Genomic DNA, 24,184 nt, shown 5'->3' on the forward strand with positions numbered 1-24,184 from the left:
TCACGTCAGTACCGGTGGAGCCTTCACCGTCTGCGGTGTTTTTGCCGCCGTTGTTGATGGTGTTGTCGTTGCCGTCCACGTCAGTGCCGGTGCCGCCGCCAGTGGCGCTGTTATCACCGGTGTTGTTAATGTCGTTGCCGTCGCCGGTCACGTCTGTACCGGTGGAGCCTGCACCGTCGGCAGTGTTTTTACCGCCGTTATCAACCGTGTTGCCGTCTCCGTCCACGCTGGTGCCGGTGCCGCCGTTGGTGGCGCCGTTGTCGCCGGTGTTGTTGATGTCGTTACCGTCGCCGGTCACGTCAGTACCGGTGGAGCCTTCACCGTCTGCGGTATTTTTGCCGCCGTTGTTGATGGTGTTGTCGTTGCCGTCCACGTCAGTGCCGGTGCCGCCGCCAGTAGCGCCGTTGTCACCGGTGTTGTTGATGTCGTTGCCGTTGCCGGTCACGTCAGTACCGGTGGAGCCTTCACCGTCTGCGGTGTTTTTGCCGCCGTTGTTGATGGTGTTGTCGTTGCCGTCCACGCCGGTGCCGGTACCGCCGTTGGTGCCGCTGTTATCACCGGTGTTGTTGATGTCGTTGCCGTCGCCAGTCACGTCTGTACCGGTGGAGCCTGCACCGTCGGCGGTGTTGTTGCCACCGTTATCAACTGTGTTGCCGTTGCCGTCCACGTCTGTGCCGGTGCCGCCGTTGGTGGCGCCGTTGTCGCCGGTGTTGTTGATGTCGTTGCCGTCGCCGGTCACGTCTGTACCGGTGGAGCCTTCACCGTCTGCGGTATTTTTGCCGCCGTTGTTGATGGTGTTGTCGTTACCGTCCACGCCGGTGCCAGTGCCGCCGTTGGTGCCGCTGTTATCACCGGTGTTGTTGATGTCGTTGCCGTCGCCGGTCACGTCTGTACCGGCGGAACCTTCACCGTCTGCGGTATTTTTACCGCCGTTGTTGATGGTGTTGTCGTTGCCGTTCACGTCGGTGCCGGTGCCGCCGCCAGTAGCGCCGGTGTCACCATTCACATTAATATCGTTACCATCGCCGTTGATAATCGTCCCGGTATCGCCCGGGCCGCCTGCGGTGGAGCCACCATCAACTGTTTTCTGCTGCCCGTCGCCGTCAATAACCGTGGTTTCTGGCCCCGCAAGAGTAAGCTTTCCTGCGCGGTTGTACGACCAGAACAGGTTGTTACTGCCGTACGTTCCCTGCATCACCAGCGCATTGCCCATCACGTTCAGGCTGGTCACGGTCAGGGTTTTGCCGTCCGGCGCGGTCAGCAGGTAGCCGTCGCCCTGCTTGGTAATGGCGAAGGTGGTATTGGTATAAGTGACGCCGTTCACCACCAGCGAGGCAAAGGTCAGGGTTTTCGCGCCCCGGTCAAGGGTAACGCCATTGTCATAAACGGAGGGGGGGGTATCAGGTGTAACGGGGTCCACCGGATCGACAGGTGTTACCGGGTCCACAGGTGTTACCGGGTCCACAGGCGTTACTGGATCAACAGGCAACCCGGAGGACGAATGGCTGCTGCCGCCGCCGCCGCTCGCCGCGATACCCACCGTGGCGGCCACAGCAGCGATACCGCCCACCGCCCATGCCCAGCCCTGCTCTAAAACGCTTTCCGTGGCTTTCTGGCACTCCGGCGACAGTTTGGTCAGCTCAGCCTGAGAAAGGCTGCTGATATTTTCGGGACACTGCTTTTTTTTGTCTTCGTTGTTGTTAAGATCGGCGGCAAATGTATTACCGCTTAATGCCAGGGCAATACAAAATGAAATAGCTTTCCTTTGCATAATGTGAGTCTCTCTGATGTGAGCGAAATGATATAGATAAAACGACATAGCGACGAAACACGCCGCCGCAGATTCTCCGAATCTGTAATACAGCGGCACCATATAAATAAATTTATATAGAAGCGAGTATATCCAAAGACATATTTCATAACAACGAATCACCGCCATGAATATATATCTCAACGCATTGTTTTTATTGGGATTGATAAAAATAAGAATAAAGGAATCATTAAAAAAAACATAAAATACAACATGTTGCAATCATAGATTTTTATGTAAATTTTTTAATTCTCGATATTTTGCGGAATGAATGGAGGGGGAGTGCTAAGGCATATCTTATAAATTATAATTTTTAATGTATGAATATTAAAAAACAATATTCTACGTGAATTTATTCACTTATCATTCACATTTATCGAATTAATTATCTTTTAACAGAAATAATAATACGCATGAATTTTCTGCGGCACGAATCATCGGGCGATACCGATATTCCTCCTGCGCCAGGTTACAGCTGCGTTGGCTTTTTAAGGGGCCAACGCAGCCGATATCTTGTGCTTACTGCCAGCCGTAGCGGCGGCTATAAAAACCTTTCACGAGCTGGGTTAATGTCATGTAGCCCGCCAGAATCGCAATCAGCCACGGGAAGTAGCTCAGCGGCAGCGCCTGCAATTGCAGATAGTTGGCCAGCGGGGAGAACGGTAATGCAATGCCTACCACCATGACCACCAGCGTCATCAGCATCAGCGGCCATGCGGCGCGGCTTTGGATGAACGGCACGCGGCGGGTACGGATCATATGCACAATCAGCGTTTGCGACAGCAGGCCTACCACGAACCAGCCAGACTGGAACAACGTCTGATGTTCTGGCGTATTCGCATGGAAGACGAACCACATCAAGCAAAATGTCAGAATGTCGAAGATCGAGCTGATCGGTCCAAAGAAGATCATAAAGCGCCCCAACTCGCTGGGATTCCAGCGCTGCGGCTTTTTGATCTGCTCTTCGTCGACGTTATCAAACGGAATCGCCACCTGGGATACATCGTACAGCAGGTTCTGAATCAGTAAGTGCAGCGGCAACATCGGCAGGAACGGTAAGAAGGCGCTCGCCACCAGCACGCTAAACACATTACCGAAGTTAGAACTGGCCGTCATTTTGATATACTTCAGCATGTTAGAAAAAGTACGGCGTCCTTCGATCACCCCTTCTTCCAGCACCATCAGACTCTTTTCCAGCAGGATGATATCAGCCGCTTCACGCGCAATATCAACCGCGCCGTCAACGGAGATACCAATGTCCGCCGCGCGCAGCGCCGGGGCATCGTTAATGCCATCCCCCATAAAGCCAACCACATGACCTTCGCGCTTGAGCAGCGTGACAATGCGCTCTTTGTGCATCGGCGTCAGACGAGCAAACAGCGTGGTGCGCTGGGCCAGCGTTGCCAGCTCATCGTCGCTTAACCCTTCAATGCTGCTGCCGATAACCACATCGCCCGCATCCAGCCCCACTTCGTGACACACTTTCGCCGCCACCAGCTCGCTATCGCCAGTCAGGATTTTCACCGTAATACCGCTGGCTTTCAGCGCTTTGAGCGCTGGCGCGGTGGTCTCTTTCGGCGGATCGAGGAACGCAATATAGCCTTCGAGGATCAGATCTGATTCATCAATACGCTGGTAATCGCCCTCACGCGCTGGCAGGTACTTCGTCGCCACCGCCACCACGCGCAGCCCCTGGCGGTTCAGCGTATCCGTGACGCGCTTCACCCGACGCAGCATGTTGTCATCTAACGGGACAACCTCACCGCTGTAGCGCACCTGGGTGCAGACGCTGAGGATCTCCTGCAGCGCGCCTTTGCACACCAGCTGATGCACATCGGTTTCTTCAGCGACCACCACCGACATGCGGCGGCGTTCGAAGTCAAACGGGATCTCATCAATTTTCTGCCAGCGGGTAGAGAGCTGGCGGGCTGATTCTTCGTCCACGCCTTCCAGCACTGCCGTATCCAGCAGATTCTTCAACCCGGTCTGGTAATGGCTGTTCAGCCACGCAGAATGCAGGACGTGCTCGCTGGGCTTACCAGATATATCTGTATGATTCTCAAGTACAATTTTGTCTTGTGTCAGGGTGCCCGTTTTATCGGTACACAGGATATCCATCGCGCCAAAGTTCTGAATAGCGTCGAGGTGTTTGACGATGACCTTTTGTTTTGACAGCTTCACCGCCCCGCGCGCCAGCGTCGAGGTGACGATCATCGGCAGCATTTCCGGGGTCAGCCCCACCGCGACAGACAGGGCAAACAGCGCCGCTTCCCACCAGTCGCCTTTGGTATAGCCGTTGATGATGAGCACAATCGGCGCCATCACCAGCATAAAACGGATCAGCAGCATGCTGACGCGACTGATCCCTTTCTGGAAAGCATTCTGCTCGCTTTCCTGCTCGCTGACGCGGCCCGCCAGTTGCCCGAACCAGGTATTGGCTCCGGTCGCAATCACGATGGCCTGCGCCGTGCCGCTCACCACGTTGGTGCCCATAAAGCACAGGGTATCGCATTCGAGCGGGTTGCTTTGCTGTGGGTCGCGGCTGGTTGCGACTTTCTCCACCGGCAGCGATTCACCGGTCAGCGAAGCCTGGGCCACGAACAGGTCACGAGCCTGCACCACACGCAGATCGGCCGGGATCATATCCCCTGCCGCCAGCTTAATGATATCGCCGGGAACTAACTGGTCGATCGGCAGTTCAACCCAGCCGTTCTCTCCTTTCTCGTTGATAACGCGCAGCACCGTAGCGGTGTTACTGACCATCGCTTTCAGCGCATCTGCCGCTTTGGTGGAACGCGCCTCCTGCACAAAATTCAGTAACGTGGAGATGACGACCATCAGAGCAATGACGCCAGCGGCAAACAGATCTTCGGTGGCATAGGAAATCGCACCGAGGATGGTCAACAAAATATTAAACGGGTTACGGTAGCAGACCCACAGATGCACCCACCACGGCGACGGCTTCTGCGCCGGCAGTTGGTTCTCACCATGTAATTCGCGAGAATTTTCCACTTCTGCGGCGTTTAATCCTTCCGGGTGCGCGCCAAACGTTTTCCACAGCGCGGCTTCGTCCATCAGCGCCATTTTCAGACAATGTTCGCTCAGCGATGGTGGGATCGGCGTGCTGGCAACGGTCTGGGCATTAGGCAACGGATCGCGATGCACCAGACGATGTGGTAAATGGCGGTTTAGCCGGGCAAATAGCTGGCGAGTAATATTTTTGAACATAGGCAGTCCCTCTGCGCCAGTCTCAACAGGCGCAGTAAATCCTTCAGGCGTGGCAAAGCCTTACCTGATGGCAATATTAAAATCACAACAGGGACGTCAGAACGTCACTGTCTTACTGCTCCGGTAAGACAGTGAAAGACAGGCTTACCGGAAAGGGGTGTTTCTCCATCTCGGGAGAGGGGTGGGATCGGGATCCATATAGCCTCCGGTAAGTGAATGATTTACGCTGCGGATTATACGCAGAAAACCATAAGGTTTGTGGCAATTATGGCAGTATGATAAACCATGGAAACTAAACCAAACGTATACCAGACTTTGCCCATTGCGCTGCGCTTGAGTAAAGTTATTCTCTATTTGGCATAACTTCACACGCAACACGGGAAAACAGGATGCAAAACCGGCTGACAATTAAAGACATCGCCCGCTTAAGCGGTGTGGGAAAATCAACCGTTTCCCGTGTGCTTAACAATGAAAGCGGTGTGAGCGAACGCACCCGCGAACGCGTTGAAGCGGTGATGAATCAGCACGGTTTTTCCCCTTCCCGCTCCGCTCGCGCCATGCGCGGACAAAGTGACAAGGTGGTGGCGATCATCGTCACGCGTCTGGACTCGCTTTCGGAAAATCTCGCCGTGCAAACCATGCTGCCCGCCTTTTATGAGCAGGGTTACGACCCGATCATGATGGAAAGCCAGTTCTCGCCCGAGCTGGTTGAAGAGCATCTCGGCATGCTCAGACGCCGCAATATTGACGGCGTGGTGCTGTTTGGTTTTACCGGCATAAGTGAATCCATGCTCGCCTCCTGGCAGGATTCGCTGGTGCTGCTGGCAAGAGATGCCAAAGGCTTTGCCTCCGTCTGCTATGACGATGAAGGCGCCATTCGCACCCTGATGCAGCGTTTATACGATCGCGAGCATCGCTATATCAGCTTTCTTGGCGTTCCCCATAGCGACGTGACCACCGGTAAGCGCCGCCATGAAGCCTACCTGGCGTTCTGTAAGAAACACAAACTGCATCCTGTAGCCGCGCTACCGGGGCTTGCCATGAAGCAGGGTTATGAGCAGGCCGCCAACGTCATCACCCCGGAAACCACTGCCTTAGTCTGCGCGACGGATACCCTCGCCCTTGGTGTCAGCAAATATCTGCAAGAGCAGCGAATTGAGAATCTACAGCTGGCGAGCGTGGGCAGTACGCCGCTGATGAAATTCCTCCATCCGGAAATTATCACCGTCGATCCAGGATATGCCGAAGCCGGACGACAAGCGGCCTCGCAGCTGATCGAGCAGATCAACGGCCGTAGCGAACTACGACAAATCGTTATTCCTTCCACCCTCTCCTGATCGCTTTCTGAGCGTTAATTTGTGATCTTCGCTGCGTTTCGGGAACGTTCCCATTTTTAAATTTTCATCGACGATATACTCTGGCGGCAGGTCAACAATAGGGCTTAATAATGAGCAAAATTAAACAAGCAGACATCGACCGGCTGATTGAGCTGGTAGGCGGGCGCGACAATATCGCCACGGTAAGTCACTGCATTACTCGCCTGCGTTTTGTGCTGAATCAGCCTGCGAATGCCAGGCCAAAAGAGATCGAACAGTTGCCGATGGTCAAAGGCTGCTTCACCAACGCCGGGCAGTTTCAGGTAGTGATTGGCACCGAAGTGGGCGATTACTACAAAGCGCTGCTGGCGACAACCGGTCAGGCCAGCGCCGACAAAGAGCAGGCGAAAAAAGCCGCGCGGCAGAATATGAAATGGCACGAACAGCTGATTTCTCATTTTGCGGAGATCTTCTTCCCGCTGCTGCCAGCGCTGATTAGCGGCGGCTTGATCTTGGGGTTCCGTAATGTGATTGGCGATCTGCCCATGAGCAACGGGCAGACGCTGGCGCAGATGCATCCTTCGCTGAAAACTCTTTACGACTTCCTGTGGCTAATTGGCGAAGCGATCTTCTTCTATCTGCCGGTCGGGATCTGCTGGTCGGCAGTGAAGAAAATGGGCGGTACGCCGATCCTCGGTATTGTGCTGGGTGTGACCCTGGTTTCACCGCAGCTAATGAACGCCTATCTACTCGGTCAACAGGTACCGGAAGTGTGGAACTTCGGCCTGTTCAGCATTGAGAAAGTGGGCTATCAGGCGCAGGTTATTCCGGCACTGCTGGCCGGTCTGGCGCTCGGGTTTATTGAAACACGCATGAAACGCATCGTCCCGGATTATCTGTATCTGGTGATCGTCCCGGTGTGCTCGTTGATCCTCGCGGTATTCCTCGCGCACGCCTTTATTGGTCCGTTTGGCCGCATGATCGGCGACGGTGTCGCGTTTGCGGTCCGTCACCTGCTGACCGGCAGCTTTGCCCCGATTGGCGCGGCGCTGTTCGGCTTCCTGTATGCCCCGCTGGTGATAACCGGCGTGCATCAGACCACGCTGGCTATCGACATGCAGATGATTCAGAGCATGGGCGGTACGCCGGTATGACCGCTGATCGCACTGTCGAATATCGCTCAGGCCTCTGCGGTAGTCGGGATCATCATCTCCAGTCGCAAACACAATGAACGTGAAATCTCCGTTCCTGCCGCGATCTCCGCCTATCTCGGGGTCACTGAACCGGCCATGTACGGGATCAACCTGAAATACCGCTTCCCGATGCTGTGCGCGATGATCGGTTCCGGTCTCGCCGGACTGCTGTGCGGCCTGAACGGTGTGCTGGCGAACGGAATTGGCGTCGGCGGTTTGCCGGGCATCCTCTCCATCCAGCCGACTTACTGGCAGGTATTTGGCATGGCAATGGTCATTGCGATTGTTATCCCCATGGCACTGACCTCATTCGTTTATCAGCGTAAACACCGTATGGGCACACTACAAATTGTCTAACTTTTCTTCGGGGCGCAGTTGCGCCCCATCGTATTTCCAGGAAACAACCATGAATATTCCCCACTGGTGGCAAAACGGCGTCATCTATCAGGTTTACCCCAAGAGTTTTCAGGACACCACCGGCAGCGGCACCGGCGATTTACGCGGTGTGACGCAACGCCTCGGCTATCTGCAAACGCTGGGGGTTGATGCCATCTGGCTAACGCCGTTCTATATTTCGCCGCAGGTTGATAACGGTTACGACGTCGCGGATTACATGTCTGTCGATCCGGCCTACGGAACGCTTGCAGACTTTGACGAACTGGTGGCGCAGGCGAAAGCGCGCGGCATCCGTATTATTCTCGATATGGTGTTTAACCACACTTCAACCCAGCACCCCTGGTTTCGCGAGGCGCTGGATAAAGACAGCCCGTATCGTCAGTTTTACCTCTGGCGCGACGGCACGCCAGACAGTCTCCCGAATAACTGGCGCTCCAAATTTGGCGGCAGCGCCTGGGGCTGGCACGCCGAAAGCGAGCAGTACTATCTGCACCTCTTTGCTCCGGAGCAGGCAGACCTGAACTGGGAGAACCCGGCGGTCCGCGCCGAGCTAAAAAAAGTGTGCGAGTTCTGGGCCGATCGCGGCGTGGACGGGCTGCGTCTCGACGTGGTGAATCTTATCTCTAAAGATCAGGACTTCCCGAGCGATCCCGACGGCGATGGGCGGCGTTTTTATACCGACGGCCCGCGCGCGCATGCGTTTTTACGTGAAATGAATCGCGACGTCTTCACGCCCTGCGGCCTGATGACGGTCGGCGAAATGTCTTCCACCACGCTGGAAAACTGCCAGCAGTACGCCGCACTCGATGGCAGCGAACTGTCGATGACCTTCAACTTCCACCACCTGAAAGTGGATTACCCCAACGGTGAGAAGTGGACGTTAGCCAAACCCGACTATGTGGCGCTCAAAACCCTGTTCCGCCACTGGCAGCAAGGCATGCACAATCAGGCCTGGAACGCGCTGTTCTGGTGTAACCACGACCAGCCACGCATCGTGTCGCGTTTTGGCGATGAAGGTAAATACCGCGTTCCGGCCGCAAAAATGCTGGCGATGGTGCTGCACGGTATGCAGGGCACGCCCTACATCTACCAGGGTGAAGAGATCGGCATGACCAATCCGCACTTCCGCCAGATTACCGATTACCGCGATGTGGAAAGCCATAACATGTTTGCCGCCCTGAACGGCCAGGGGCGCGATGCGCAAGAACTGCTGGCGATCCTCGCCAGTAAATCGCGCGATAACAGCCGCACGCCGATGCAGTGGGATGCCAGCAAACACGCGGGCTTCACCCAGGGTGAGCCGTGGATCAATCTGTGCGACAACGCAGCGGATATCAACGTGGCGGCAGCGCTGCGCGATACCGACTCGGTGTTCTATACCTATCAGAAGCTGATCGCATTGCGTAAAGCAGAGCCGGTTATCACCTGGGGCGACTATCAGGATCTGCTACCGGACAGCCCGCATCTGTGGTGCTATCAACGTGAATGGCAAGGACAGCGGTTGCTGGTCATTGCTAATCTGAGCGATACCTTCCAGAGCTGGCAGCCGACCCAGACCGACGGCAACTGGCAGGTGCTGATGCACAACTATGCCGAGGTCGCCAGCCAACCCGCAGACATGACGCTGCGTCCTTTTGAAGCCGTCTGGTGGTTGCAAAAATAGCTTGCAATTATGTTCAGGCCCGGTACGCATAACGCTGCCGGGCTTTGATGCATACGCTCAGCTTACCTTTCTGTTTTTGTTGAATAATTAATCAGAATTTTCTGCCCACAATTTACAATCGGCTGTAGTGCCCGTCATCTGTACGCTCCGATTTTTACTTTGCGCTACATCAAATAAATCGTAAACATCCTTGATGCAAATCACTACATATAGAACTTAAAATGCACGCCGACCCAATATGTTGTATTAATCGACTACAATTGCTACAACTACAGTGCACCGCTTCACGGTGGAATTGTGGATAAAGTGGGTCAGGATTGCGGGAAGTCATTGGCAATAGAGATGAATAAAGCCCTGATGGCCTCCCCAACCTCTGTGGATAACCTGTTCTTATAAATATGGAGTGATCATGACACCGCATGTGATGAAACGAGATGGCTGTAAAGTGCCGTTTAAATCAGAGCGCATCAAAGAAGCCATTCTGCGTGCAGCTAAAGCAGCGGGAGTCGATGACGCAGATTACTGTGCCACCGTCGCAGAAGTCGTTAGTAGCCAGATGAATGAGCGCAGCAAGGTCGATATCAACGAGATCCAGACAGCGGTAGAAAACCAGCTAATGTCTGGCCCGTACAAACAACTCGCCCGTGCGTACATCGAATATCGCCACGACCGTGATATCCAGCGTGAAAAACGTGGCCGTCTGAACCAGGAAATTCGTGGTCTGGTTGAGCAAACCAACTCTGCTCTGCTGAATGAAAATGCCAACAAAGACAGCAAAGTGATCCCGACCCAGCGCGACCTGCTGGCCGGTATCGTTGCCAAACACTATGCGCGTCAGCACCTGCTGCCGCGTGATGTCGTCCAGGCGCACGAGCGTGGTGATATTCACTATCACGATCTCGACTACTCTCCGTTCTTCCCAATGTTTAACTGCATGCTGATCGACCTCAAAGGCATGCTGACGCAGGGCTTTAAGATGGGTAATGCGGAGATTGAACCGCCAAAATCCATCTCTACCGCGACCGCCGTCACCGCGCAAATTATCGCGCAGGTTGCCAGCCATATTTATGGCGGCACCACCATTAACCGTATTGATGAAGTTCTTGCGCCGTTCGTCACCGAGAGCTTTAATAAACATCGTAAAACCGCTGAAGAATGGCAGATCCCGGACGCCGACGGTTATGCCCATTCCCGTACCGAGAAAGAGTGCTACGACGCATTCCAGTCTCTCGAGTATGAAGTGAACACCCTGCATACCGCCAACGGTCAGACGCCGTTCGTGACCTTTGGTTTTGGCCTGGGAACCAGCTGGGAATCGCGTTTGATCCAGCAGTCCATTCTGCGTAACCGTATTGCCGGCTTGGGTAAAAATCGTAAAACCGCAGTGTTCCCGAAACTGGTGTTCGCGATTCGTGACGGTCTGAACCACAAGTTTGGCGATCCGAACTACGACATCAAGCAGCTGGCACTGGAGTGCGCGAGCAAGCGTATGTATCCGGACATCCTGAACTACGATCAGGTGGTCAAAGTGACCGGCTCGTTCAAAACGCCAATGGGCTGTCGCAGCTTCCTCGGCGTGTGGGAAAACGAGAACGGCGAACAGATTCACGACGGACGTAACAACCTCGGCGTTATCAGCCTCAACCTGCCGCGTATCGCGCTGGAAGCGCATGGCGATGAAGCCACCTTCTGGAAGCTTCTCGACGATCGTCTGGTGCTGGCGCGTAAAGCGCTGATGACCCGCATTGCGCGCCTGGAAGGCGTGAAGGCCCGCGTGGCGCCAATTCTGTATATGGAAGGGGCCTGCGGCGTGCGTCTGAAAGCGGACGATGATGTGTCAGAAATCTTTAAAAATGGTCGTGCATCCATCTCTCTGGGCTACATCGGTATTCACGAAACCATCAATGCGCTGTTTGGCGACAAGCATGTGTATGACAGCGAGCAGCTGCGCGCCAAAGGTATCGCCATTGTGGAACGCCTGCGTCAGGCGGTCGATCAGTGGAAAGACGAGACTGGCTACGGCTTTAGCCTGTACAGCACGCCAAGTGAAAACCTGTGCGACCGTTTCTGCCGTCTGGATACCGCCGAATTTGGCGTGGTCCCGGGCGTGACCGACAAAGGCTACTACACCAACAGCTTCCACCTCGACGTGGAGAAGAAGGTTAACCCGTACGACAAGATCGATTTCGAAGCGCCGTACCCGCCGCTGGCAAGCGGGGGCTTCATTTGCTACGGCGAATACCCGAATATTCAGCACAACCTGAAAGCGCTGGAAGACGTCTGGGATTACAGCTATCAGCACGTGCCCTATTACGGGACCAACACGCCAATCGATGAATGCTACGAGTGCGGCTTTACCGGTGAATTTGAGTGCACCAGCAAAGGCTTTACCTGCCCGAAATGTGGTAACCACGACGCCGCCCGCGTATCGGTCACCCGCCGCGTCTGCGGTTATTTAGGCAGCCCGGACGCACGTCCGTTTAACGCCGGTAAGCAGGAAGAAGTGAAGCGCCGCGTTAAGCATTTAGGGAACGGGCAGATCGGTTAATTTAGACGATTTTATTGCCCGGCGATGCGACGCTTTTCGGGCCATTATTTCCGCAACGCAATTCACGTCATAGCAAGGCAGCAAATGAGTAAGTCCCGGGGAGCTTACATAAGTAAGTGACTCGGGCGCACGAACGCAGCTATGGCGCGAATTGATAAACGGATGAGAAGCGCAAATGAATTACCATCAGTATTACCCTGTCGACATCGTTAATGGTCCCGGTACTCGCTGTACCCTGTTTGTTTCAGGATGCGTGCATGAATGCCCCGGTTGCTATAACAAAAGCACCTGGCGGCTCAATTCCGGCCAGCCGTTTAGCAAAGAGATGGAAGACAAGATCATTGCCGATCTGAACGACACGCGTATTCACCGTCAGGGGATCTCGCTCTCCGGCGGCGATCCGCTGCATCCACAAAACGTGCCGGATATTCTGCAACTGGTGCAGCGCATTCGCGCTGAGTGTCCGGGAAAAGACATCTGGGTGTGGACCGGCTACAAGCTCGATGAACTCAACGCCGCGCAAATGCAGGTTGTCGATCTCATCAACGTGCTGGTCGATGGCAAATACGTGCAGGATCTTAAAGACCCGGCGCTAATCTGGCGCGGCAGCAGTAATCAGGTTGTACATCATTTACGTTAACACGCGCTCTGGAGAGGCTTTTCACAGCCTCTCCGTCCATTTACTCATTCGCGATTGCGCTTTACCACGGGCATCAATGGCACGCCCATCCGGTAGCCAGCGCTCCACTTCTCCCTTCTGTTTTCCCTGTTCATAAGATTGCCGCTGGGCTGGCGCGCCGTCCGGGTAAAACTGCTCGCTGAGCGAGTGACGCAACCCGTGCCGCCACTGTTCGCGTATCTGCAACTGGCCGGAAGGATAAAAGCTGCAGCATTCACCGTGCAGTTGACCATCAAGCCACTGCTCTTCACGTATCAGCGCCCCCTCTTCTGAAAAATAACGCGCCACGCCCTGTGCCAGACCATCGCGATAGCTCTGCTGCATGGCAAGCTGGCCGTTGGCATGCCAGCTTTCAATCTCGCCATGCAACGCGCCCTGCCGATAGCGCAGCACCGACAGCAGCCGACCATGCTCTTCGATCCGCATTTCGCCGTTCAGCAGACCGTCGGTCAGCTCGGCCTGAAAGCAGGTACTCTCCTGCTGATGTTCCAACACTTCACGCATCAGTTAATTTTCACCATCCCGCCTTTGATGGTCAACATGCCACCGCCGTCCACTGTCTGGGTGGCGCTGGCCTTGCTGGTAAGCGTGGCTTTTGCTTCGTGGGTTATCGTCGCGGCTTTTTGCGTCAGCGAGGCTTTGGCTTCGCTGGCGATGTTGGTGGCGTCCAGTTTCAGACCCGATGCGGCGCTGGCGCTGAGATCCGCTCCGCTTTTCACTTTCAGGGTTTTGCCGCTCTCCAGGGTAAGCGAACCGCTGACCTTAATCGTCAGATTGCCGTCGACGTTCAGCGTGTAGTTACCTTTTACCTTATGTGTCTCATTGCCATCGATGGCGTGTTCCTGATCGCCTTTCACCGTCACGCTGCGTTTATCTTTTACTTCCAGCGTGTCGCTGCCCTTCTCAATTTTGACCGTGCGATTACCCTTTTTCAGGGTGACGGTTTCGTTGCCCTCTTCAACGGTACGTGTGCGGTCGTTTTTGACGTTCTGAATATCGTCATGGCTGATAGTCGTTTTGCTGTCGTTGAGCACCGTAAGTTGGAAGTCTTTCTGCGCCTGCATCGCCAGCAGCTCGGCATCTTTTTTGTCGTCGAAGCGCAGTTCGTTAAAACCTTTTTCACTTTTGGTCTTAATGCCCGACTGGGTTTGATTCGCCGGAAGTGCGTACGGCAGTGCATTCGCGCCGTTGTACACACAGCCGGTAATGAGCGGCTTATCCGGGTCGCCATCGATAAAGCTCACCACCACTTCCTGGCCGATGCGCGGGATAAACTGCGCGCCGAAGCCGTTGCCGCTCCAGGCGGTGGCGACCCGCAGCCAGCAGGAGCTGGTTTCGTCGTTTTTGCCCTCTCTGTCCCACGGGAACTGCACCTTCACCCGACCAAGCTTATCAGTCCAGATTTCTTCTCCGCTTTTACCCACCACCACCGCTGTTTGCGTATGCATAAAAGGCTGCGGCGTCACGGCGAGCGGACGGTACGGCGTGGCCTTCGGGATGGCGGTAAAGCGGTTGCGATAGCGCTCGCCGTCGTATTCGTGGCTGACGGCGATGACCAGCCAGTCGATGTTCAATGCTTTGTCATCGTGATCGGTCAAAGTAAACCAGTGCCCGGCGGTCAGCGCCGCGCAGTCGCTTTCGCCGACCAGCTGTTTCGCCTGCGCCTTCAGGGCGTTAACTTTCCACGCCGCCAGCGCGTCGCCTTCGGCTTTAACGCTAAAACGCCCCGGATGCTGATACTGCATACCACCCTTCTTCTCACCAGCCTGCGCGAACAGCGCCGCTTTCGGCTGCTCGTAGTTATAGTCGCTGCTCTGGAAGCCCTGCGCGGTGGCCTGCAAACGCAGCTCTGCCGAGCGAATCGCCCCGGTTTCCCGCTCGCCGCTCTGTGCCGCCTGATACTTGACCTTTTTCTCACCCGCTATCGGCGGGAAGGCGCTGTTATCATCCGCCAGCACCAGCGTGTGTTTGCCTTCCTTATGGGTGAAGAACCAGAAGATCCCCTCCAGCTCCAGCAGCCGCGAGACAAAATTAAAATCGCTTTCGTTGTATTGCAGGCAGTATTCGCGCTTTTCTGATTTGGTTTTGAGTTTGAACTGATAGTCGGTAAACCCGGCATCCTTAAACACCTTCTCGACGATCTCCTGCGCGCTGAGGTTCTGAAACACGCGGTTATTGCTGGCAAGCGTCAGCCACCACAGCCACGGGCGCAGCACAAACTGGTAGCGATCGGCGTTACCGGTCGCCGGAAGCTGGTGCGCCTCGGCAATCAATCCGTCGTAGTCGGCGCTGTTGATGGTGGCGGTCAGATGGGTCGCCAGCGCAGTATCGAGAGTCAACGGCGCGGAGGTGGTTCCCGCGACGGTCGCGGTGGTCAAACTGTTAAGTTGGGAATCGGTGTGCACAGTGGCGGCGGTAAGGCCGGTCAGGGCTGGGGCGGTGAGTGTGATAATGGTGGTATCTGGCATGGGGAAATTCCTTTTTCAACGATAGCGCTAGCGCCGGTTAGCCTGATGATAAACCTCATCACCATCACGTCTGCCCACTGCGATCACAAGAACGACAACCTGCTCGTCCTCGACCTGATAGACCAGACGATACCCGGCACTGCGAAGCTTGATTTTGTAACGGTGTAATTTGCCGGAAAGGCGGGCGGCAGGGACATGGGGATTTTCCAGCCGCTCCGCCAGTTTCTTTTTGAACTGCTCGCGTAATGCAGGGGAAAGCTTGCGCCACTCCTTGAGCGCAATATCTAAAAACTCCAGGTTATAGGTCATTTAAAGACACCTTTATTCGCTTTCCATCTTCACGTTCGTCGGCGATACGGTTCAGCTCGGCGTCTTCTGCCAGCTCCAGCAGATACGCATAAACCGCAGGCGGCACGCAGTAAAACGCTGGCTCATTGCGGTTCAGAATCGCCACCGCTTCACCCTCCCCGGCGTTGACTGTCCCCATTGGGTTACGTTTCAGGTCGGTGATACTGGCAGCGGTTTTGGTCAGGATATGAAATGGCATGGTGTTTTCCTCGTTAATGAGGTTTTAGTATAGACCATTAAAAGCACCTTTATAAGCATCATTAATGATGCTTATAACCATGATGTGTGGTTCGTTGTCAGGTTAACGGCGCGGAGGTGGTTCCTGCGATGGTGACGATGGTCAGGCCGTTAAGTTGGAAGTCGGTGTGCGCGGTGGTGGCGGTAAGGACCGGAGCGGTGAGTTTGATAATGGTGGTGTTGGGCATGGGAGAGTCCTTATTATATAATTTCAGTCATATTAAACATTTGTAATAAACAAAAATTCTTCATATATTCACTGATAAAGAGATTTATCAAACTGCCCGTCCAATAAAAAAGCTCTCTAACTCTAATAAGGTCCTCCGGAGGGTAAATGCACATACGATTAGTAATTAGCAAATCACTAAAGCTTAACTTTCCATCAACTAAAATAGCTTTTCTTGCAAATGCTATCTTATTTGCCTCAATATAATTACAATGAATCTCCATTTGTGTCATAGCATTCGCCTTTGCTCCCTGCGTAGCATGATGCTGATACAGCCATTCCAATATATCTACCCCTGAAGCTACAACCGCATACACATAGCCACCATAACGAGCTGCATAATCCATTGCAATTAGTAGCTCTTTCGTTGTAGAAATACCACCTGTAGCTTGCCCGCCAGGATGAACTATAATCCCGCCAGTATATCTGGGATGAAATCCTTCTTCAAAAATCACCTCGGGGCCACGCAAATCAGCTCTAAATAGCACTCTGTTTCTAAACATATTTCTCATCCAGATAAATTTTAATTTAAATTATACAAAGTATTATCTCATCACTTCCCCAACCACCAGATTCTCAACATCTCTGGCCCCCACGCCCTTACATTTCTCCATCACTCTTTCCACCAATCCATCCTCCATATTTAATTTATCCCCCGTCGCCACAAAATATCTCTGTGATAACTTTTCCAATTTAGCCAACACAATTCCCTTCAATATTTCTTCATCCAGTGCCCGATAGGCCACCGTGGTCATCCGCGCTAAAAACGCCGGACGAAAATGGGTTAATAATTCTGCTCGCAAATCTTCGTTAAACCGCTCGCTGTTTAATTCAGCCGCAGGCGTGTCGAGAATCAGCTCCGCGCCGACGTTGCTGGTCGCCAGCATCACCGTGTTTTTGAAATCAACAATCAGCCCGGTGCCGTCTTCCATTACGCCTTTGTCGAAGACGTTATAGAACGCCTCCAGCACGTCCGGGTGCGCCTTTTCGATTTCGTCGAGCAGTACCACCGAATAAGGTCGACGGCGCATCGCTTCGGTTAACGCCCCGCCGCTGCCGTAGCCCACGTAGCCCGGCGGCGCGCCTTTCAGCTGGCTGACGGTGTGCGCCTCCTGATATTCAGACAGATTAATGGTGATCAGATTACGTTCGCCGCCGTACAGGGCATCCGCCAGCGCATAGGCGGTTTCGGTTTTGCCCACACCGGTTGGCCCCACCAGCAGGAACACGCCGACCGGCTTTTGCGGGTCGGTCAGACCGCTGCGATAAGCACGTAAACGCTGGGCGATAGTCTCCAGCGCCGCCTGCTGCCCCATCACCCGCTCGCTCATTCGCTCAACCAACGTGCGCAGGGCGTGGGCTTCGTCGGTCAGCATCTGGCCGATAGGGATACCGGTCCAGCCGCCAATCACCGCCGCTACCGTGGCGGTATCCACGCAGTCCGGCACCAGCGGCACTTCGTCGCGCAGTTGGGCAGCGGCGGTTTCCAGTTTGCCGATCAGCGCCGCGCACTCCACCAGCTCTTGCTCCAGTTCCTCATCATCGTCCAGCCGTTCGCTGAGATCCAACATCCGTTGACGAGCGGCCAGCAGTTCACCGACCCGCTGACGCTCATCCTGCCAACGTCCTTCCACTTCCCGCGCCTGAACCTGCAGTTTCTCCGCCTGCGCTTCCAGCTCGCACAGCCTGTCGTGATGATCGACGCCCACCAGCAGTTCACGATTCAGACGCTCGCTCTCTTCTTCTATCGCTGCCTGCTGCTGACGAATTTCCTCCAGCGCAGGCGGCACGTCATGCTGCGCCAGCGCCACTCTTGCGCAGGCAGTGTCGAGCACGCTGATGGCTTTGTCCGGCAATTGACGCCCGGAGATGTAGCGCTGCGACAGACGCACCGCCTCGCGGATGGCGGTATCGAGGATCTGCACGCCGTGGTGTGCCTCGAGCTTGTCGGCCACCGCGCGCAGCATGATCACCGCGCTATTTTCGTCCGGCTCTTCAATCTGGATACGCTGAAAACGTCGGTCCAGCGCCGGATCCTTCTCGAAATATTTTTTGTACTCCTGCCATGTGGTGGCGGCGATGGTGCGCAGTTCCCCACGCGCCAGCGCCGGTTTCAGCAGGTTGGCGGCATCACTGCCCCCCTCGGCACCGCCCGCGCCTATCAGCGTGTGGGCTTCGTCGATAAATAAAATGATCGGCTGCGGGGATTTTTTTACCGCGTCGATTACGCCGCGCAAACGCTGTTCAAACTCGCCTTTCACGCCCGCTCCCGCCTGCAACAAGCCAAGATCGAGAGCCAGCAGAGCGACATCACGCAACGGCGGCGGCACGCTGGCTTCGGCAATGCGTCGCGCCAGCCCTTCGGCGACGGCGGTTTTGCCCACACCTGGCGCCCCCACCAGAATCGGGTTGTTTTGCCTGCGACGCAGCAGGATGTCGATACACTGGCGGATCTCCGCGTCGCGCCCGATGATCGGATCGATCCGCCCTTCCCGCGCGTCACGAGTCAGATCGTGCGTGTATTGATCCAGTACCCCGCCTTCACGCTTCGGGGATTCTCCCTTGTCAGGGTCTGCAGCCTCCTCAACGGAGTTGCGACACCAGGTCTGCCACTGGCTTTCCAGCTCCGCAGCCGGAAGCTGTAACAACAGTGGCATTCCCTGCGCCAACTGGGTACGCAGCCGTTCTCGGGTGAGTAAGGTCAGGAGCAATAAGGCCGAACGAACCAGAGGAATACGCTGGAATGTCGCCTGCAAAATCGCCCCTTCCAGTAGCTCTATCAGTTGTACGGAAAACACCGGCATCCGCGTACAGCCCGCTTTGAACTGCGCCTGAGCACGCTGGATCTCTTCACGTAACGTATCGGTGGAGATAGCCGCGTTGCTCAGGCAATACGCTAAATCACAGTGTTCATCATCCAGTAAAGCCAGCAGCATATGCTCCGGCTCAACGAACCAGTGTCCCTGCGCCCGGCTGCGTTCGGCGGCCTGTTCCAGCGCACGAAAACAAATGGGGTTCAGTCGTTTTACCAGCGCTTTCAAATCCATTTACTGTTCTCCTCAAGATGCTGTTGGCAATGGAACATGGCGGGCTTGCGCCCTGCCAGTTGCGCGGTATACCCCAGACGCGGCGGCGCAGCGCGGGTTAAGCGATGATCCAGCGTCAGGGTTGCGCGCATCATCAATTCCTGCGTTATTCCCGCGCCAAACCAGATTTCCGCTAACTTACTGAGCTGGAGAAAACCCTGACTGCCGGGTAAAAATTCGCGCCACTGCGTAGCGTTTTTAGCACGCAGATGCACCCGTAGCGCCGCATGCTGGTTCCATATTCGCCGACCGGCGACGCTATTGCGCCCCAGCCGACATCCCGTCCGGCTTATTGATGCCTGTGGCAAAGGCTGCCAGCGGCCGACAAATTCTTCGACATGCACGGTGACGTTCAGTACGGCCTTGACCAGCGCCACAAATCCAGCCGTAGAACGCCTGCGATTAGGCAGGTTGCCGCATTGCATCAGCAGACTCGGTACCTGCGCAGATTCATACTTTTCCATGGCGTCGAGCCTGAAACCACACAGCGCACGCATTACAGAAAGCCCTGGCGCATCTTCTCGCCTGGCGTAAGGCCTGGCCAGCCGATGCAGGCTCAGGCTACGGTAGTGATGTTGAAGAAAACGCTGTTGAAACATAAAGATAAAATCCTGCAGTGCGCTGTTTTTATCCTGCGTCGCCTGCTGTAGCCATTCCAGCCAGCCGTAGGGCAATACGCCATCCGCCCCCCCTGGCCCGAGGCTACGCACCTGCACAACGTCTTCGTTCAGCGAACTGACTTCCGCTGGGCTAAATGCCAGCCCCAGATCGCCCCGCAGTTCGGGCGTCTCACCCGCCGCTTCCAGGATGCGGACACACTGCTCCAGCGAGAAGCGCCACGGCTCGGCCTTAAGCTGGGCGATTACGCTATCAGCGTGGTCTGTTCGACGTCTGTCCATAGCGACAGCTCCTCTCCTTCGTCTTGCAATATCGTGTGGATAAAGCAGTTTGCGGTGGCATTACGCGCCAGAAAACGGGCAATAACGCCCGCAAACAACAGTCGGCTGCTTCCAGTAAAGGCTTGTGGATCGAGTTCCAGCGTCACCTTGATACCGTTATGCCAGCCGCGCCAGGCATCCCGCCCCCGATGCTCACTCACCCGTTGGCAACACATCTCGCGGATGCCATTGATCTGCTGCCAGACAGCGGGTGACGCAGAGGAAGGGGCATACAGGGCCAGCAGTTCTTTCAGCGAGTCCAGCGCGCTCTGACCTTCGTTCAATAAGAGATGGTTGAGCGCAAGCGTTGAGAGCAGTTTCCAGCGTGCATCTCGCTGTAACGCAGGCGCTGAAGGCGTGGTCGGCGTTCCCAGTAAATGCACCTGCGCAACCGGGCCGGGTACTTCAAAGGTTAGTGGCGTTCCCGCACAAAGCAGTGCGGCCTGCTCACCGTTGCTGCACCAGAGCGTCGCCGTCAGGCTCGCTTCTTCATCCGGCGCAAACGGGTCGAAACGGCTGTCCACCAGCGTTAACCACAACGCATTGCCCTGCTGGCGGTTGCGTCGTGCATGCCAGAACCAGCGGGACTCGCTATGCCCGTGAGCGGAATAATATGCGGGCACGCGCCAGGCTTCTTCACGGCGGCTCATCCACAGCGTCTGTACACGGTAGATCTGTACATGTTGATCATGATGATCGGCCACCAGCCGATGCTCGCTGCGAATATGCCCGGCGATCAGCGGCTCAGAGGTCCGGGTGAACAGGTTAACGATAGGCACACACCCCAAACGAATATCACCCGAGTGAATATGCTGCGCCCCCGGCGGAGCGCGATCGAAAGGAATACACAAGATCATGCCGTCGCCCTCCCCCGAAGGCGGCAGCGGCAAATCGAAATACATCAGCGCCTGCGGGCTGTTCATCCAGGCACTGAGCGCCAGCACGCTGGACTCTACGCCCGGTTCGCAGGGCAAAATCTTTTCGGCATTCAGCAGGCCAATGGGATGTGGGCGCAGCGGCCCAATGACATGGGCGTACAACAAATCAAATAGCGTGGCGTTGATTTGCGGCGAACCGCTGAGATGAATGCGTAACTGTGTAACCGCCAACGTCGAAAACTGATGTGGCGGCAGACAACGTAGCTGAATAAGCAATGCGCCGCGCGCCCTCGTCAGCCCGGTTAATTGCCGGGCCTGCGCCGCATCGCACCAGGTAACATCGTCAATCTCAATAGGCCACAGCGTTTGCGCCAGCGCGGTACGCCACCAGATCGTTTTACCGCTTTGCGTTAACGCGTAAAGCGGCGTTCCGGCAGGAAGGGCGTAACCCTGACTCAAATCACCTGCCAGCGGATCCGCAGTAAAACTGGCGGTAGCTGTGGAAGGGAAAGGGCGTATCGAATGAGGTGAGAGCTGCTCCAGCAGCGATTCACACAGTTCACCAAAACCATCATCAAGGCGCTGATGCAATTTGGCGCTTTGCAGGGCGAAACCTTCTAAAAGCCTTTCAACGTGGGGATCCGGGCAATCAAATTCGCTCAGCCGCAGACGAGAGGCAACGTGCGGGTGCCGCCGGGCGAACTCGCCGCTGGCGGTACGCAACCATCTCAACTCCTGCAAATAGTCTTCCAGCAATCGATCGTCCATTGATCTTCTCCTGCGATAGTCATCGCCAGCTGCCGTGCAGATACGTTAGATCCAGCGTCAGCGGATCGTCGTCGTGCCACAACATCACCTCGAGATGCAGCGCCAGCGTCTGATGATGCGCATCTTTCACGCTGACAGTTAGCGCCTGAATCCGCGGCTCGTTGCGTAAAATGGCTGCGCGTAGCTGGCGACAATACCAGTTAAGCACCCGCTCATCGCCCGCGTTACATCCGTGCCATTCCGGGACGCCCCAGCTAAGCAACAGCGGTAGTGCGTCATCATCCGTAGGGGCTCGGGAGTTGAATAATCGATTCAACTCCCGGCACACCGACTCTCGTGGGCTTATCTCCTCATCCAGCAGCCTGTCGAATAGCGCAACCGGGATGAAAGGCTCCACCATTAGCTGCCTTTCTTATTCAGCGCCATATCCCAGACGGATGAACTGGTGCCCTGCTGGGTGCCTTCCGATTTCTGGGCGGTGATTTCCCATTTGATTTTGGTGAAGTTCAGCGACATCGTCTCTACCGGCTTACCGCCGGACCCGCCGCTGACGCTCAGGTGCGAGATCACCACGTTACTCAGGGTATAGACAATAAACGGCAGCATCGCGCTATTGTCGTTACGACAGAGCGTCAACTTCGCTTCTTTGATCACCTTCCCGCTACAGCAATACTCATTGAGCACCGGCGTGGCGAGATCGACAAACTTGGTCAGCGACATTTCACCCACGTGCGCCCGCCCGGAAGTACGTTCGGTATTACTGACGTCGTTAGTGACCTGCATCGCCACGTTATGGCTGTAGGACATGATCTCTATCTGATCTTTGAAGCCATCGGCCTGGCTTTCGCCTTTGATATCGTCAAGCTTTAAAAAAATCGCATCCATGGTCTATCTCCTTAGTAATCAAGCGGCAGCTGGCGGCGGCAGTTCAGCCACCAGACGAATTGAGGTGGTCAACTCTTCTAACTGGAAGTGCGGACGCAGGAATACAACGGCGCGATAAACGCCCGGTTTGCCGGGAACATCACTCACGTCCACCCGTGCTTCACGCAGCGGATAACGCGCTTTAATCTCCTGTGGCGCGCTGTCGCGCAGCAACACATAGTCAGCAATCCAGTTATTGAGGTAACTCTCAACATCATCGCGGCTCATAAAGCTGCCGACCTTGTCGCGCATAATCACCTTCAGGTAATGCGCAAAACGGGAAGCGGCGAGGATGTAAGGCAGCATTGCGGAGATCCTCGCGTTGGCATTGGCCTCCGGGGTGTTGTAGATCCTTGCCTGATTGGTGGTCTGTCCGCCAAAGAACGCGGCGGTGTTGGTATTCTTCTTATGACACAGCACGATGAATCCCAGATCGTTAAGCTCCTTCTCACGCCTGTCGGTAATGGCTATTTCCGTCGGGCAGCGCAGGCTGATATCGCCGGATGGCGTGGAGAACGTATGCGCCGGGAGATCTGATACCAGGCCGCCGCCTTCCGCACCGCGGATCGCCGCACACCAGCCGTATAAGGCAAAAGCTTCGGTAATACGACTGGCCAGCATCCAGGCGGCATTGCCCCACAGATATTTGCTGGCATCAAGGCCGTCGACATCCTCGATAAAGTTCACGCCTTCCACCGGCACCGTATCCGGGCCGTAAGGCAGGCGCTGCAACACGTGCGGCAGCACTAATGAGACATAGCGGGAGTCGTCGCTTTCGCGGAATGCCCGCCATTTAATCAGCTCGGTGCTTTCGAAGATCTTCGCCAGATCGCGCGGGACACCTAACTCGAGAAACGATCCCATATCAAACAAACGAGGACTGGCAGCGGCGATAAACGGCGCATGCGCGGCCGCCGCGACCTGGGAAAGTTTTTCCAGTAGCGCCACATCCTGCGGATGACGGCCAAACTCGAAATCACCGACCAGCACGCTATAGGGATTCCCCCCAAAAGTACCGTATTCATCCTCATACAATTTCTTAAACAACGTGCTCTGATCGAACTCAACCGCTTTTTCCAGATCGTCCTGCAGTTCTTTGCGCGAAACGTTTAGCAGACGTAATTTCAGTCGGGTGCTGGTCTCCGTATTCATCACAAACTGATGCAGACCGCGCCAGGAGGCTTCCAGTTTCTGCATATCCGGGTGATGCAATACCTCATTCAACTGGCCGCTGATAAGCTCGTCGATCTGCGCGATGCGATGGTTGATCATCGCCACCGTATCGCTTCCTATCGCCATCCCTTCATCAAGAATTTGCGTCGCCAGTTCTTCCAGCATGTCACGCGCGTAGGTCTGTTGTAGCTCATCGCGCGCCATCCGCCCTTCCTGGATAATGCGATCCAGCACGCTCAGCGTGACCGTCTGTCCGCCGTTTTCAGCTTGTTCCTGAACATTTTCCATTGTTCTTCTCCTGATTC

General features: G+C 55.4%; 19 protein-coding genes and 1 pseudogene. 5 read left to right on the forward strand and 15 right to left on the reverse strand.

What is annotated here, in order from left to right:
* The 3 genes from OGV38_RS24265 to mgtL form a co-directional block, all read right to left on the reverse strand.
* Positions 1–1,771, reverse strand: a 1,771-nt coding sequence (locus OGV38_RS24265) for a beta strand repeat-containing protein (protein WP_502874085.1), incomplete at its 3' end; no start/stop codon positions are given.
* A gap of 558 nt (positions 1,772–2,329) precedes the next feature.
* Entirely contained in the window at positions 2,330–5,038 is a 2,709-nt protein-coding gene (gene mgtA / locus OGV38_RS24270) for a magnesium-translocating P-type ATPase (RefSeq protein WP_269518328.1), read from the reverse strand.
* 144 nt (positions 5,039–5,182) lie between these two features.
* Positions 5,183–5,236 carry a mgtA regulatory leader peptide MgtL gene (mgtL, locus tag OGV38_RS25025; RefSeq protein WP_219816547.1) on the reverse strand — a complete coding sequence of 18 codons (54 nt, stop codon included), beginning with the start codon at positions 5,234–5,236 and terminating at the stop codon, positions 5,183–5,185.
* Between the two features lie 191 nt (positions 5,237–5,427).
* Between mgtL and treR the strand changes: the two genes are divergently transcribed.
* The 5 genes and pseudogenes from treR (at position 5,428) to nrdG (ending at position 12,794) form a co-directional block, all read left to right on the forward strand.
* Positions 5,428–6,375 (forward strand): trehalose operon repressor TreR, encoded by a 948-nt coding sequence (gene treR / locus OGV38_RS24275; protein ID WP_103766885.1) that lies wholly within the window; start codon positions 5,428–5,430, stop codon positions 6,373–6,375.
* Between the two features lie 110 nt (positions 6,376–6,485).
* Positions 6,486–7,904 (forward strand): annotated as a pseudogene (gene treB, locus OGV38_RS24280) (PTS trehalose transporter subunit IIBC).
* A gap of 49 nt (positions 7,905–7,953) precedes the next feature.
* Positions 7,954–9,606: an alpha,alpha-phosphotrehalase gene (gene treC / locus OGV38_RS24285; RefSeq protein WP_269518323.1), complete on the forward strand. Its 1,653-nt coding sequence runs from the start codon at positions 7,954–7,956 to the stop codon at positions 9,604–9,606.
* A 409-nt stretch (positions 9,607–10,015) separates the two neighbouring features.
* On the forward strand, positions 10,016–12,154 hold the full coding sequence (gene nrdD, locus OGV38_RS24290; RefSeq protein WP_016151477.1) for an anaerobic ribonucleoside-triphosphate reductase: 2,139 nt from the start codon (positions 10,016–10,018) through the stop codon (positions 12,152–12,154).
* Between the two features lie 175 nt (positions 12,155–12,329).
* Positions 12,330–12,794: an anaerobic ribonucleoside-triphosphate reductase-activating protein gene (gene nrdG / locus OGV38_RS24295; RefSeq protein WP_016155562.1), complete on the forward strand. Its 465-nt coding sequence runs from the start codon at positions 12,330–12,332 to the stop codon at positions 12,792–12,794.
* A gap of 21 nt (positions 12,795–12,815) precedes the next feature.
* On the opposite strand, the gene OGV38_RS24300 is transcribed toward nrdG, so the two are convergent.
* The 12 genes from OGV38_RS24300 to tssC all read right to left on the reverse strand — a co-directional run bounded on the left by OGV38_RS24300 (position 12,816) and on the right by tssC (position 24,167).
* Complete coding sequence (locus OGV38_RS24300; protein ID WP_019078246.1) at positions 12,816–13,337, reverse strand: toxin-antitoxin system YwqK family antitoxin; 522 nt, start codon at positions 13,335–13,337, stop codon at positions 12,816–12,818.
* Positions 13,337–15,301, reverse strand: a complete 1,965-nt coding sequence (locus OGV38_RS24305; RefSeq protein ID WP_019078245.1) for a type VI secretion system Vgr family protein — start codon at positions 15,299–15,301, stop codon at positions 13,337–13,339. The genes OGV38_RS24300 and OGV38_RS24305 overlap by 1 nt, the downstream gene beginning before the upstream one ends.
* A gap of 27 nt (positions 15,302–15,328) precedes the next feature.
* Positions 15,329–15,610, reverse strand: a complete 282-nt coding sequence (locus OGV38_RS24310; RefSeq protein WP_019078244.1) for a type II toxin-antitoxin system RelE family toxin — start codon at positions 15,608–15,610, stop codon at positions 15,329–15,331.
* A complete protein-coding gene (locus OGV38_RS24315) occupies positions 15,600–15,848 on the reverse strand; it encodes a type II toxin-antitoxin system Phd/YefM family antitoxin (protein WP_137380106.1) in 249 nt (82 codons plus the stop codon). The genes OGV38_RS24310 and OGV38_RS24315 overlap by 11 nt, the downstream gene beginning before the upstream one ends.
* A gap of 97 nt (positions 15,849–15,945) precedes the next feature.
* Positions 15,946–16,074: a hypothetical protein gene (locus OGV38_RS24320; RefSeq protein ID WP_016155557.1), complete on the reverse strand. Its 129-nt coding sequence runs from the start codon at positions 16,072–16,074 to the stop codon at positions 15,946–15,948.
* 13 nt (positions 16,075–16,087) lie between these two features.
* Entirely contained in the window at positions 16,088–16,615 is a 528-nt protein-coding gene (locus tag OGV38_RS24325; protein WP_286475340.1) for a hypothetical protein, read from the reverse strand.
* 42 nt (positions 16,616–16,657) lie between these two features.
* Positions 16,658–19,159 (reverse strand): type VI secretion system ATPase TssH, encoded by a 2,502-nt coding sequence (gene tssH / locus OGV38_RS24330; RefSeq protein ID WP_269518312.1) that lies wholly within the window; start codon positions 19,157–19,159, stop codon positions 16,658–16,660.
* The gene (gene tssG, locus OGV38_RS24335) at positions 19,150–20,097 is read right to left on the reverse strand and encodes a type VI secretion system baseplate subunit TssG (protein WP_269518309.1); all 948 of its coding nucleotides are present in this window, start codon (positions 20,095–20,097) and stop codon (positions 19,150–19,152) included. Before tssG ends, tssH begins: the two co-directional genes overlap by 10 nt.
* The gene (gene tssF, locus OGV38_RS24340; RefSeq protein ID WP_049270656.1) at positions 20,061–21,782 is read right to left on the reverse strand and encodes a type VI secretion system baseplate subunit TssF; all 1,722 of its coding nucleotides are present in this window, start codon (positions 21,780–21,782) and stop codon (positions 20,061–20,063) included. Before tssF ends, tssG begins: the two co-directional genes overlap by 37 nt.
* 19 nt (positions 21,783–21,801) lie before the next feature.
* Complete coding sequence (locus tag OGV38_RS24345) at positions 21,802–22,182, reverse strand: GPW/gp25 family protein (protein WP_019078239.1); 381 nt, start codon at positions 22,180–22,182, stop codon at positions 21,802–21,804.
* Positions 22,182–22,667, reverse strand: a complete 486-nt coding sequence (locus OGV38_RS24350; RefSeq protein ID WP_016155551.1) for an Hcp family type VI secretion system effector — start codon at positions 22,665–22,667, stop codon at positions 22,182–22,184. The genes OGV38_RS24345 and OGV38_RS24350 overlap by 1 nt, the downstream gene beginning before the upstream one ends.
* 18 nt (positions 22,668–22,685) lie before the next feature.
* Complete coding sequence (gene tssC / locus OGV38_RS24355; protein ID WP_016155550.1) at positions 22,686–24,167, reverse strand: type VI secretion system contractile sheath large subunit; 1,482 nt, start codon at positions 24,165–24,167, stop codon at positions 22,686–22,688.
* Positions 24,168–24,184 lie beyond the last annotated feature (17 nt).

It is taken from the genome of Citrobacter sp. Cb080, from assembly GCF_030334745.1.
In the GTDB taxonomy this organism is placed as follows: domain Bacteria; phylum Pseudomonadota; class Gammaproteobacteria; order Enterobacterales; family Enterobacteriaceae; genus Citrobacter; species Citrobacter braakii.

What these genes read in the sequence shown, in the direction of transcription:
- mgtA (WP_269518328.1), bottom strand. Translation starts at nt 5,038, where the DNA reads ATGTTCAAAAATATTACTCGCCAGCTATTTGCCCGGCTAAACCGCCAT.
- treR (WP_103766885.1), top strand. Translation starts at nt 5,428, where the DNA reads ATGCAAAACCGGCTGACAATTAAAGACATCGCCCGCTTAAGCGGTGTG.
- treC (WP_269518323.1), top strand. Translation starts at nt 7,954, where the DNA reads ATGAATATTCCCCACTGGTGGCAAAACGGCGTCATCTATCAGGTTTAC.
- nrdD (WP_016151477.1), top strand. Translation starts at nt 10,016, where the DNA reads ATGACACCGCATGTGATGAAACGAGATGGCTGTAAAGTGCCGTTTAAA.
- nrdG (WP_016155562.1), top strand. Translation starts at nt 12,330, where the DNA reads ATGAATTACCATCAGTATTACCCTGTCGACATCGTTAATGGTCCCGGT.
- OGV38_RS24300 (WP_019078246.1), bottom strand. Translation starts at nt 13,337, where the DNA reads ATGCGTGAAGTGTTGGAACATCAGCAGGAGAGTACCTGCTTTCAGGCC.
- OGV38_RS24305 (WP_019078245.1), bottom strand. Translation starts at nt 15,301, where the DNA reads ATGCCAGATACCACCATTATCACACTCACCGCCCCAGCCCTGACCGGC.
- OGV38_RS24310 (WP_019078244.1), bottom strand. Translation starts at nt 15,610, where the DNA reads ATGACCTATAACCTGGAGTTTTTAGATATTGCGCTCAAGGAGTGGCGC.
- OGV38_RS24315 (WP_137380106.1), bottom strand. Translation starts at nt 15,848, where the DNA reads ATGCCATTTCATATCCTGACCAAAACCGCTGCCAGTATCACCGACCTG.
- OGV38_RS24320 (WP_016155557.1), bottom strand. Translation starts at nt 16,074, where the DNA reads ATGCCCAACACCACCATTATCAAACTCACCGCTCCGGTCCTTACCGCC.
- OGV38_RS24325 (WP_286475340.1), bottom strand. Translation starts at nt 16,615, where the DNA reads ATGTTTAGAAACAGAGTGCTATTTAGAGCTGATTTGCGTGGCCCCGAG.
- tssH (WP_269518312.1), bottom strand. Translation starts at nt 19,159, where the DNA reads ATGGATTTGAAAGCGCTGGTAAAACGACTGAACCCCATTTGTTTTCGT.
- tssG (WP_269518309.1), bottom strand. Translation starts at nt 20,097, where the DNA reads ATGGACAGACGTCGAACAGACCACGCTGATAGCGTAATCGCCCAGCTT.
- tssF (WP_049270656.1), bottom strand. Translation starts at nt 21,782, where the DNA reads ATGGACGATCGATTGCTGGAAGACTATTTGCAGGAGTTGAGATGGTTG.
- OGV38_RS24345 (WP_019078239.1), bottom strand. Translation starts at nt 22,182, where the DNA reads ATGGTGGAGCCTTTCATCCCGGTTGCGCTATTCGACAGGCTGCTGGAT.
- OGV38_RS24350 (WP_016155551.1), bottom strand. Translation starts at nt 22,667, where the DNA reads ATGGATGCGATTTTTTTAAAGCTTGACGATATCAAAGGCGAAAGCCAG.
- tssC (WP_016155550.1), bottom strand. Translation starts at nt 24,167, where the DNA reads ATGGAAAATGTTCAGGAACAAGCTGAAAACGGCGGACAGACGGTCACG.